Annotated in this window: 10 protein-coding genes and 1 pseudogene; 10 read left to right on the top strand and 1 reads right to left on the bottom strand. The window is 62.9% G+C overall.

Going from position 1 to position 10,910, the window contains the following annotated elements; translation table 11 throughout:
- The first annotated feature begins 336 nt into the window (after nucleotides 1-336).
- The 6 genes from BRAS3809_RS17995 to BRAS3809_RS17970 all read left to right on the top strand — a co-directional run bounded on the left by BRAS3809_RS17995 (nucleotide 337) and on the right by BRAS3809_RS17970 (nucleotide 6,808).
- A complete protein-coding gene (locus BRAS3809_RS17995) occupies nucleotides 337-1,032 on the top strand; it encodes a GntR family transcriptional regulator (RefSeq protein WP_371259368.1) in 696 nt (231 codons plus the stop codon).
- 56 nt (nucleotides 1,033-1,088) lie between these two features.
- Entirely contained in the window at nucleotides 1,089-2,819 is a 1,731-nt protein-coding gene (gene oxc, locus BRAS3809_RS17990) for an oxalyl-CoA decarboxylase (protein WP_008963515.1), read from the top strand.
- Nucleotides 2,820-2,879: 60 nt separating this feature from the next.
- The gene (gene frc, locus BRAS3809_RS17985; protein ID WP_008963514.1) at nucleotides 2,880-4,157 is read left to right on the top strand and encodes a formyl-CoA transferase; all 1,278 of its coding nucleotides are present in this window, start codon (nucleotides 2,880-2,882) and stop codon (nucleotides 4,155-4,157) included.
- 308 nt (nucleotides 4,158-4,465) lie between these two features.
- Nucleotides 4,466-4,966 (top strand): GrpB family protein, encoded by a 501-nt coding sequence (locus tag BRAS3809_RS17980; protein WP_035656677.1) that lies wholly within the window; start codon nucleotides 4,466-4,468, stop codon nucleotides 4,964-4,966.
- Nucleotides 4,967-5,057: 91 nt separating this feature from the next.
- Nucleotides 5,058-5,684 carry an HAD family hydrolase gene (locus tag BRAS3809_RS17975; protein ID WP_008963513.1) on the top strand — a complete coding sequence of 209 codons (627 nt, stop codon included), beginning with the start codon at nucleotides 5,058-5,060 and terminating at the stop codon, nucleotides 5,682-5,684.
- Nucleotides 5,685-5,980: 296 nt separating this feature from the next.
- Nucleotides 5,981-6,808: a hypothetical protein gene (locus tag BRAS3809_RS17970; RefSeq protein ID WP_008963512.1), complete on the top strand. Its 828-nt coding sequence runs from the start codon at nucleotides 5,981-5,983 to the stop codon at nucleotides 6,806-6,808.
- Between the two features lie 54 nt (nucleotides 6,809-6,862).
- Here BRAS3809_RS17970 and BRAS3809_RS17965 read toward each other — a convergent pair whose 3' ends face one another.
- Complete coding sequence (locus BRAS3809_RS17965) at nucleotides 6,863-7,342, bottom strand: peptidoglycan-binding domain-containing protein (RefSeq protein ID WP_008963511.1); 480 nt, start codon at nucleotides 7,340-7,342, stop codon at nucleotides 6,863-6,865.
- Nucleotides 7,343-7,656: 314 nt separating this feature from the next.
- Between BRAS3809_RS17965 and BRAS3809_RS17960 the strand changes: the two genes are divergently transcribed.
- The 4 genes and pseudogenes from BRAS3809_RS17960 to BRAS3809_RS34955 all read left to right on the top strand — a co-directional run.
- A complete protein-coding gene (locus BRAS3809_RS17960) occupies nucleotides 7,657-8,469 on the top strand; it encodes a COG4705 family protein (RefSeq protein WP_008963510.1) in 813 nt (270 codons plus the stop codon).
- 267 nt (nucleotides 8,470-8,736) lie between these two features.
- Nucleotides 8,737-8,874 (top strand): hypothetical protein, encoded by a 138-nt coding sequence (locus BRAS3809_RS36665; protein ID WP_157872609.1) that lies wholly within the window; start codon nucleotides 8,737-8,739, stop codon nucleotides 8,872-8,874.
- 295 nt (nucleotides 8,875-9,169) lie between these two features.
- Nucleotides 9,170-10,456 (top strand): oxalate/formate MFS antiporter, encoded by a 1,287-nt coding sequence (gene oxlT, locus BRAS3809_RS17955; protein WP_035656674.1) that lies wholly within the window; start codon nucleotides 9,170-9,172, stop codon nucleotides 10,454-10,456.
- A gap of 249 nt (nucleotides 10,457-10,705) precedes the next feature.
- Nucleotides 10,706-10,910: pseudogene (locus BRAS3809_RS34955) on the top strand (oxalate/formate MFS antiporter); the annotation flags it as partial.

Here is a 10,910-nt window from a genome sequence, read left to right as displayed (position 1 = left end):
TCGCAGACGATCTTGCCTTCGGGCGCGGTCAGGGCGGTGCGTTTGTCCGCCTTCACACGATCGAGCACGTCTCGGATCGTGGCCTTGGCGTTCGGGATGGCGTCAGACATTGGGGCTTCCTCCTGGGGGATTGCTGCTGGTTTATGGCATTTGGTATGCCAGAAGCAAACTTTGTCAAGCGCATCGAAGATGTGGAAACGCGGAAAAATCGCTCACCTTGACAGTCTGGCATCTGGCATGCCAAAAATATTGGACGCAAAATGCTGTACACAGTGATCTCCCAAGGAGAGGAGATCGGTCGTGTCGACAGAGAAAACGAACAAGGCATTGCCCATCATGGCCGAGGCTGACATCGCGATCGCTCGCATCGCCCCGGAGACGAGCTTCAAGAATAAGGCCTATGAGGCCTTGAAAGAAGCCATTCTGAAGATGGACATCTACGCCTCGCCCGAGCCTGTCATGCTCGACGAGCGCGCGCTTTCCGAACGCCTCGGTGTCAGCCGCACGCCGATCCGCGAGGCGATCGCGATGCTCGAGCAGGACGGCTTCGTGAAGACCGTGCCGCGCCGTGGCATCGTCGTGGTGCGCCGGACCAAGAGCGAGATCGTCGACATGATCCGCGCCTGGGCGGCGCTGGAGAGCATGGCCGCGCGGCTCATCACCACGATCGCGCGCAAGAAGGACATCACGGCGCTGCGCGACTACTTCAAGGATTTCGGCAAGGACCGTCCGCCGCAGGAGCACATCGAGGAATATTCCAAGGCGAACATCGCGTTTCATCAGGCGCTGATCTCGCTGTCGGAGTCGCCGGTGCTGGTCGACATGACCAACGACATCCTGCTTCATGTGCGCGGCTATCGCCAGCTCACGATCGGCCGCACCGACCGTATCGCGGCCTCCCTGCCCGAGCACCTCGCGATCATCGAGGCGCTGGAGGAACGCAACACCGAGCTCGCCGAGAAGCGCGCCCGTGATCACACGCTGGGCCTCGCGACCTACGTCGAGACGCACGGCCAAGAGTTGTTCAGCTGACAGGTTCCAACAGAAGAAGACGCGGAATGCGCCTTCAGACGACCAGGGAGAGGCGCATGCCGCAGACAGCCATGAAGACCGAGGTGGAGACCCACGAGGAGCTGACGGACGGCTTTCATCTCGTCATCGACGCGATGAAGCTGAACGGGATCGACACGATCTACAACGTTCCGGGGATTCCGATCACCGACCTCGGCCGCATGGCGCAGGCTGAAGGCATCCGCGTGCTCTCCTTTCGTCACGAGCAGAACGCCGGCTATGCCGCCGCGATCGCGGGCTTCCTGACCAAGAAGCCGGGCGTCTGCCTCACCGTGTCGGCGCCGGGCTTCCTCAACGGCCTCACCGCGCTGGCGCATGCGACCACCAACTGCTTCCCGATGATCCTGGTCTCCGGCTCCTCGGAGCGCGAGATCGTCGACCTGCAGCAGGGCGACTATGAGGAGATGGATCAGCTCGCGATCGCCAAGCCGCTGTGCAAGGCGGCGTTCCGCGTGCTGCACGCCCAGGACATCGGCATCGGCTTTGCCCGCGCGATCCGCGCCGCGGTCTCCGGGCGTCCGGGCGGCGTCTATCTCGATCTGCCGGCCAAGCTGTTCGGCCAGGTGATGAACGCGCAGGCCGGCCTCGCCTCGCTGGTCAAGGTGATCGATCCGGCTCCGGCGCAGATCCCCTCCCCCGACTCCGTCAAGCGCGCGCTGGACGTCCTGAAGAGCGCCAAGCGCCCGCTGATCATCCTCGGCAAGGGCGCGGCCTATGCGCAGGCCGACGAGGCCATCAAGAATTTCGTCGAGAAGAGCGGCGTGCCGTTCCTGCCGATGAGCATGGCCAAGGGCCTGCTGCCCGATTTGCATCCGCAGTGCGCCGGCGCGGCGCGCTCGACGGTGCTGAAGGACTCCGACGTCGTCATGCTGATCGGCGCCCGCCTCAACTGGCTGCTGTCGCACGGCAAGGGCAAGAGCTGGGGCGATGCGCCCAAGAAGTTCATCCAGGTCGACATCGAGCCGAAGGAGATGGACTCCAACGTCGAGATCGCGGCCCCCGTGGTCGGCGACATCGGCTCGGTCGTCACCGCCTTCTCCGAGGCGATGGGCAGCAACTGGACCAAGGCGCCGGCCGAATGGCTGAGCGCGGTGCAGAAGAAGCGCGAAGACAACGTCGCCAAGATGGCGCCGCGGCTGATGAACAACAACTCGCCAATGGACTATCACGGCGCGCTCGGCGTGCTCCGCACCATCATCAAGGAGCGTCCCGACGCGATCCTGGTCAACGAAGGCGCCAACACGCTCGACCTCGCCCGCGGCGTGATCGACATGTACCAGCCGCGCAAGCGTCTCGACGTCGGCACCTGGGGCGTGATGGGCATCGGCATGGGCTCGGCGATCGCCGCGGCTGTCGAGACCGGCAAGCCGGTCCTGGCGATCGAGGGCGACTCGGCCTTCGGCTTCTCCGGCATGGAAGTCGAGACCATCTGCCGCTACAATCTGCCGATCTGCGTCGTCATCTTCAACAATGACGGCATCTATCGCGGCACCGACCAGAACTCCGCGGGGTCGGATCCGGCGACCACCGTGTTCGTCAAGGGCGCGCGCTACGACAAGATGATGGAGGCCTTCGGCGGCGTCGGCGTCAACGCGACCTCGCCGGACGAGCTCAAGCGCGCCGTCAACGCGGCGATGGATTCCGGCAAGCCGACCCTGATCAACGCCGTGATCGATCCCGCGGCGGGCTCGGAGAGCGGCCGTATCGGCAACCTCAATCCGCAGAGCGTGCTGACCAAGAAGAAGTAAGGCCACCCACATCACCTGCCCGCCGATGCGGGATGACCATTCGATACGGAGAGGAACAACATGACCAAGGCGCTCGAGGGCGTTCGCATTCTCGACTTCACCCACGTCCAGTCCGGACCGACCTGCACGCAGCTGCTGGCCTGGTTCGGCGCCGACGTAATCAAGGTCGAGCGTCCGGGCGTGGGTGACATCACCCGCGGCCAGCTGCAGGACATTCCGAATGTGGACAGCCTCTATTTCACGATGCTGAACCACAACAAGCGGTCGATCACGCTCGACACCAAGAACCCGAAGGGCAAGGAGGTTCTGACCGAGCTGATCAAGAAGTGCGACGTGCTGGTCGAGAATTTCGGCCCCGGCGTGCTCGACCGCATGGGCTTCCCCTGGGAGAAGATCCAGGCGATCAACCCGAAGATGATCGTCGCCTCGATCAAGGGCTTTGGCCCGGGCCCCTACGAAGATTGCAAGGTCTACGAGAACGTCGCGCAGTGCACCGGCGGCGCCGCCTCGACCACCGGCTTCCGTGACGGCCTGCCGCTGGTCACCGGCGCGCAGATCGGCGATTCCGGCACCGGCCTGCACCTGGCACTCGGCATCGTCACCGCACTCTATCAGCGCACCCACACCGGCAAGGGCCAGCGCGTCACGGCTGCGATGCAGGACGGCGTGCTCAACCTCTGCCGCGTCAAGCTGCGCGACCAGCAGCGCCTCGATCACGGCCCGCTGAAGGAATACAGCCAGTTCGGCGAGGGTGTGCCGTTCGGCGACGCCGTGCCGCGCGCCGGCAACGATTCCGGCGGCGGCCAGCCCGGCCGCATCCTGAAGTGCAAGGGCTGGGAGACCGACCCGAACGCCTACATCTACTTCATCACCCAGGCCCCGGTCTGGGAGAAGATCTGCGACGTGATCGGCGAGCCCACCTGGAAGACCGATCCGAACTACGCCAAGCCCGCCGCCCGCCTGCCGCGCCTGAACGAGATCTTCGGCCGCATCGAGCAGTGGACCATGACCAAGACCAAGTTCGAGGCCATGGACATCCTCAACGAGTTCGACATCCCCTGCGGCCCGATCCTGTCGATGAAGGAGATCGCCGAGGACGAGTCGCTGCGCAAGACCGGCACCTTGGTCGAAGTCGACCACCCGACCCGCGGCAAGTACCTCTCGGTCGGCAACCCGATCAAGCTGTCGGACAGCCCCGCCGAGGTGACCCGCTCGCCGCTCCTCGGCGAGCACACCGACGAGATCCTCCGCCAGGTGCTCGGCTTCAGCGACCACCAGGTCGCCGAAATCCACGACTCCGGCGCGCTCGATCCGCCGCGCAAGGAGGCGGCGGAGTAACGCGGGAGCCTGGAGCCCAAAAGAGCGACAGGCGCGGCGCGATCGCCGCCGCCTATTCCTGCCATCGTCATCAAGCCGCCGGCATCGCCCGGCGGCTTTTTGATTCCCACGTTCAGAGAACGACCTGGCCCAACGTTATGCGAGAGATCCGTCGCGATCGAAGGCCGTGAATCGTTTCAATTCGAGCGTGTCTGCGCAAGTGGCCCGAGGAATGCGCTCGTTAGCCAGCTCACCTGGTTGTCACACGAAACGGAATTCCACCAACAGCTGTCGTTGTCCAAGGTCCATGTCTCGGCTAGCGTTGACGCATGCCGCTCACCAGCCCGATACGGCCGTACGATCCGACGTGGCCGCAACAATACGCAGAAGAGGAAATACGCCTGCGACCCGTCTTCAGCTCCGCATTGTTGGAAATCCATCACGTTGGGAGCACAGCCGTACCCGGACTGGCGGCGAAAGGGGAAATCGACATTCTCGCGGTCATCAATCCCGCCAGCACGATCGAAGATTGGACTCGATCGTTCGAAAGCCTGGGCTATCGACGTGGAGCTGATCTGTCCAAGGGCCATCATTTTTTCAAACGCGACGTCTGCGGTATCCGCACGCACAAGCTCCATATCTGCCGGGAAGATCACGCGCAGATCGCCAGAATGTTGCGTTTTCGAGAGCACCTGAGGCGGCACCCAGCGGATCGGATGAGATATCAGGAGCTCAAGCTGAGGCTTGAGCTGGAGAATACGCGCGGCATTCAAGAGTATATCGCAGCCAAAGATCCATTCATCAGTGCAATTCTGGCTGGCCTCGATTGATGGTGGTCGGCTCTCGGAGCAAACGATCATTGCCAGCCATAGCCTCCCCTTCAAGACGAAGCCGAGGTTTCAATGAAACAATGGAGCATCGATGAAAGCGTATCTGCTCGACCTCGACGGCACCGTCGCGGCCAGCGAGCCGCTGAAGGCGCGAGCCATCAGTCTTGCATGCGCGACCTACGGAGTTGACGCCGATCACCGGGTCTATGCTGAAATCATGGGGCAGGACTGGACCTCCGTCACCCGGCATTTCTTCGATGCGTACCGCTTCGATCCTCCCACCGACGACTTCAATGCCAGATTTCGCCGCTTCTACGTCGAGCTCATCGAGGCGGAGATCGCCGAAACCCTGGGCGCGACACAATTCGTCCGGGAGGCACGCAAGAAAGGAATGAACGTCGCAGTGGTCAGTTCGGCCGCCGGTTGGATGGTTCAAATAGTGCTGGCGAAGCTCGGCCTTGGCACGGCTTTCGACCTGATCGTCACGCAGGACGACGTCACATCGCACAAGCCCGATCCCGAAGCCTATCTGCTGGCGCTTGCTCGGCTCGGAATCGGAGCCCAAGATGCCCTCGTGTTCGAGGACTCGTACGCAGGGCTCCAAGCCGCCAGCGCGGCCGGCTGCCGCTGCATTGCCGTGCGCCACAGCTTCAACGAGACGCACGACTTTTCGAGCGCAATCCGGGTGATCCGAAGCTTCAGCGAACTTCTCGACTAGCCATCATGGCGAGCAGCATGGCCATTTCGCGCAGATCGCCCGAAGCGACCTTGATGTTGAGCAACCTTGGTGCTGAACCGGACGACCATCACGCATCGGCGCGCGCCGCGAGTCCGCTCAAATCAGGCGCTCCGCTCGAGGTCGACCGCCCCACCTCCGGCCAATCGTCGATCCATGGCCGCTTGCTTGAACCTGTCTCCGCGATGCCGGGCCATGGGACTTGATTTTCCAAGTCCCGCAGTTGATGGGACATCACGATAGGATGCCAAGAGAGAGGCCGTTGAGGAGACGTCTCGGTGGTCCGCTGGATACAACAAGGCCTGTTGTTGACATTCCTGCTGCCTGCCTGGCTGCCATTGTCGGCAGGCGTGGCGTGGGCCCACGACGAGGCCGACAGCCGCGACAGCTTTGACCGCGCGGCCTCCTATTGCCGGTCGATCTCGCCGCGAAGCACCATGACGCTGAGCCCGGACAAGCGCATCATGTGCTTCGACGCCGCGATGCTTCCAGAGCTCGACGTAACACTGACCAAAGCGCTCGCGCCTGGCGGGCTCTTCGTCATCCGCAGCTTCGGCGGGAGGGAAGACAAAGCCCTCGAACTCGCCGAGCTCATTCGCGAGCGACATGCGACCGTCGTCGTCTATGACTACTGTGTCTCGGCGTGCGCCGAATTCATCTTCACCGCTCCCGACCACACCTACGTGCTCAAGGACGCGCTCGTTCTCTGGCACAATCCGCAAAGCAGCGATCCGGCCTACCCCTATTGCGCATTCCTCAAGACGCCACGCGATGGCGGTCCGAAAGGCTTGCGGCGTGGAGAATGTCGCGAGGGAGGCGACCCCGTCGAATACTCATCGGCGCGCCGAGCTCGGTTTCTTTGGGACCGAGCAATCGATCCCTCGTCCGTCACGCCGCCCGACAGCAACTACGTGAGAAAGCGAGTGGCCAGCCTCTATGCAGAGACCGGGGTGGATCGCGACATCCTGTGGACGCTCCACCCGAGATATTATCCGCGCCTCTTCAAGGCCAACATCGTCTTCGAGGCCTATCCTCAAAGTCAGGACGAAGTCGATGCGGCCGCGGCCAGATTGGGCTTCAAGGCCAAGATCATCTACGATCCATGAGCGCGGCGAGGTCTTCCGGGACGGCGCCCCGATCAAGCTGTCGGACAGCCGCGTTTACCTGCCGAAGATCCCGCCCACCACCCGATGCATCGCGCCGCCGATCGCGCCGATCGGACCTCCGACGTTCCGCGAATGCCGCGTCCGGCCCCCCGAGTGACGGCGGGCTTGGCGGTCGGATCTGGCGGCCTCCGCGGCGGCGGTCATGAGGGCCTTGTGCTGGGCAGCGTCGAGGAAGCCGGTCGTCGGGTAGCCGCGCTCCTCCTGCCAGCGTGTGATGGCGGCGCGCGTGGATTCGTCGAACGTGCCGTTGACCTTGGTGTCGAAGCCGAGCCTCGTCAGCCCGCGCTGCACCGCACGACGCTTCGCCTTGGTGAGGCCGATCCGGTTCTCGGTTGCGTGACTTGCGCCATCGCCGGCAATCGCCGTCTCGGTGGCCGTGTCCTCTGCACGAGGTGAGGTGCTCAGACCAGCCTTGGCCATCTGCGCGTTGGCGACGAGCGTCAGAATGGACAGTGCCAGGATCAAGGCGCGCATGGTCCGTCCTTCGCCCTCAAATCTGCCGATGCTGCGTTCGCCCACGAGAGATACAGCGCGACCAACGGAACGAGCAACATCCGGTGACGCCATTCCGCTCTATTGCCGACTAACTGCGGCCCCTGCGGCACAGTTCCATCGCTTGACGTGGATGGTTGCATCGCATCGCACGCCAGATCGGGATCGCATGCCGCATGGGAACGCCTCGTCATCGCTCCGGATGAAAATTACCGTGATCCGGCATCCCTCGAGGCGCCGATCGAGGGCCGGGGCGTTCAATATCGCGCTGGACCGGACGGGAAGGAGCGCGAGCGATGCCAATCGGCAGCGACGACGAGGCCATCAGCAAAGTCCCCGCCGTGACGCTTGGCTTCTGGGTGATCAAGATCCTCGCCACCACGCTGGGGGAAACGGGCGGTGACGCGGTCACCATGAGCTGGCTGCATGCGGATCAGGACGCTCAGAACGGCGGCTATCTGATCGGAACGGCGATCTTTCTGATCATCTTCGTAGCCGCGGTGATCGCTCAGATCTCGACGACGAAGTTCAACGCCTGGATCTATTGGCTCGCGATCGTGGCGTCCACCACGGTGGGAACCGCGATGGCGGACCTCTTCGATCGCTCGCTGGGCATCGGCTATCCCGGGGGCTCATCCATCCTTCTGGTCTGCGTACTCTGCTCCCTCGGCGCATGGTACATCGCTTGTGGATCGATCGATGTCGCCACCGTCACCTCCTTCAAGGCCGAGCTGTTCTATTGGATCACGATCACCTTCTCCCAGACCCTCGGCACCGCCCTTGGCGATTGGATCGCTGACGGCACGGGCCTCGGTTACGATGGCGGCGCCCTTTTGTTTGGCGCCGGACTGGTTCTGCTCGCCGCTCTCTACGTCTGGACCGCCGCATCCCGGGTCCTGCTGTTCTGGGCCGCCTTCATCCTGACGCGCCCTCTGGGAGCGACTGTCGGCGACTTTCTCGACAAGCCGGCGAGCCATGGTGGGCTCTCCCTCAGCCGGCCCCTGGCCTCCGCCGTCATCCTCGTCGCGATCGTCCTGCTGATCGCCTTGTTGCCGCAGCGACCCGGCCGCCACGCCGGCTGGTCCTCCGAGCCCGCGGCCAGGTCGTGATGCCGCCGGGGTCCGGCTTGCCGGCCCGATAGGAACGTCGTGGCATGCAAAAAGTAATAAATACCTTTATCGGCGCCTCACACCCGCATTGGGCGGATCTTTCTGTATGAAAATGCCGACATCGATTGGAAATTCCTATTGTAACATTCCTGCTGCATCGCAAAACTCTCATACCGCTATGCAATATGATCCATTGTATCTGGCATCTGGTATACGTAAATTCTCCTCAGTCAGAACGTCCTACCGCCTCACTGAAGGAGACAATCCATGGCCAAGACCGTCGCTCTCCCCCTCGTCCAGCCCGTGTCTCTGTTCGGCCGCTTCCTGGCCGTGCTCGATCGCGTGCTGATGACCAGCGCCCGCGCCGCCAATCGCAACGGCGACCTGCCCTATTTCGGCCTCTGATCGCCCCAGGGGTCGGCGCCGCGACCGCAGTCCACAGAGATTGCGACGGCAGCCCCCCGGACGCGACGAAATGATCCTCCCCGACTGATGGCTCCGGATTTACCGGGGCCATTTTTTTATGCTTTGGTCATTCCCGCACAGCCGGACTACTCAACTTTTACGGGTGCCAGTCCAGAGATCGCGACGCCTGCGACATAGTGGCGCGATCAAGGACGAGCGGCTTGAGCAGTGGCATCAGGCATACAAGGATGCGCCGAGCGCCGGACATAAAAGCAGAAGCGCGATTGGAGGATAAATGACGGACTTGGCTCACGCGGGGGCCCCCGCAACGGCAAGAGTAAGCGACGCTTACCGCTGGACGCAGCTCGTCGTCGGCGTCGCAGCGATGGTGATGATCGCCAACTATCAGTATGGCTGGACCTTCTTCGTCCCCGATATCGCCAAGACGTTCGGTTGGGATCGCGCCTCGATCCAGTGGGCCTTCACGCTGTTCGTGCTGTTCGAGACCTGGCTCGTGCCGGTCGAAGGCTGGTTCGTCGACAAATACGGCCCGCGCATCGTCGTGCTCGTCGGCGGCGTGCTCTGTGCGATCGGCTGGATGATCAACGCCTACGCCACCTCGCTCAACGGCTACTATCTCGGCATGATCATCGCGGGCATCGGCGCCGGCGGCGTCTACGGCACCTGCGTGGGCAATGCGCTGAAATGGTTTCCCGACAAGCGCGGCCTCGCCGCCGGCATCACCGCCGCCGGCTTTGGCGCCGGCTCCGCGCTGACCGTCGCGCCGATCCAGGCGATGATCCGCGACTCCGGCTTTCAGACTACTTTCCTTTATTTCGGACTCGGCCAGGGCATCATCATCGTCATCCTCGCCTTCTTCCTGTTCGCACCGAAGGAAGGCCAGGTCCCCGCGGCGACGCAGAACACCAACCTGGTGCAGAGCCGCCGCAACTACAACCCGACCGAAGTGATCCGCCAGCCGATCTTCTGGCTGATGTACTTCATGTTCGTGATCGTCGGCGCCGGCGGCCTGATGGTCACCGCCAACCTCAAGCCGATCGCCGGCGACTGGAAGGTCGACAACATCCCGGTGAGCCTGATCGGCATGACCATGACCGCGGTGACCTTCGCCGCGACGATTGATCGTGTGCTCAACGGCCTGACGCGGCCCTTCTTCGGCTGGATCTCCGACATGATCGGCCGCGAGAACACGATGTTCATCGCCTTCGGCATGGAGGGTATCGGCATCTGGGCGCTGTACATGCTCGGCCACGATCCGGTGTGGTTCGTGATCCTCTCGGGCTTCGTGTTCTTCGCCTGGGGCGAGATCTACTCGCTCTTCCCGTCGACCTGCACCGACACGTTCGGCACCAAGTTCGCGACCACCAATGCCGGCCTGCTCTATACCGCCAAGGGGACGGCGGCGCTGCTGGTGCCGATCGCGAACTACATGCAGCAGTCCTCGGGCAATTGGGACCAGGTCTTCATGATCGCGGCCGGCGCCAATATCCTGGCCTCGATCCTGGCGATCGCGGTGCTCAAGCCCTGGCGCAAGGTGGTTGTCGAGAAGTCCACGCTCTAAAGCTCACATTTCGCATTGCAGCGAAAAATAAAATAGAACGATTCCATGCAAGCGACGCTCGGCATTTTGCCGAGCGTTTTCTTTTGCTTGACCGATAAAAATGCTCTCGCTGCGAAGCAGCATGCCGCACCCTCCGCCGCAGGCCATATTGCAGGCTGGAATATATTATACCAAGATGACTCGATGCGCAGATGAGGAGCGCGCTGGTCGCAGCGGCAACCTCCAAGAGAGCGCGGTATGGGAGGATTCATGGTTTCCAGCACAGAGGCGTCACCGCCCACCCCGCCGCAGTCGAGCGGCTTCCGGTGGGTCCAGCTCGCGATGGGCATCGTCTGCATGGCGATGATCGCCAACCTTCAATATGGCTGGACGCTGTTCGTCGATCCGATCGACGCGAAATTCCACTGGGGCCGCACGGCCATCCAGCTGGCCTTCACGATTCTTCGTCGTGACC

This window comes from Bradyrhizobium sp. STM 3809, from assembly GCF_000239795.1.
In the GTDB taxonomy this organism is placed as follows: domain Bacteria; phylum Pseudomonadota; class Alphaproteobacteria; order Rhizobiales; family Xanthobacteraceae; genus Bradyrhizobium.
This window is presented reverse-complemented; position numbering and strand designations above follow the sequence as displayed.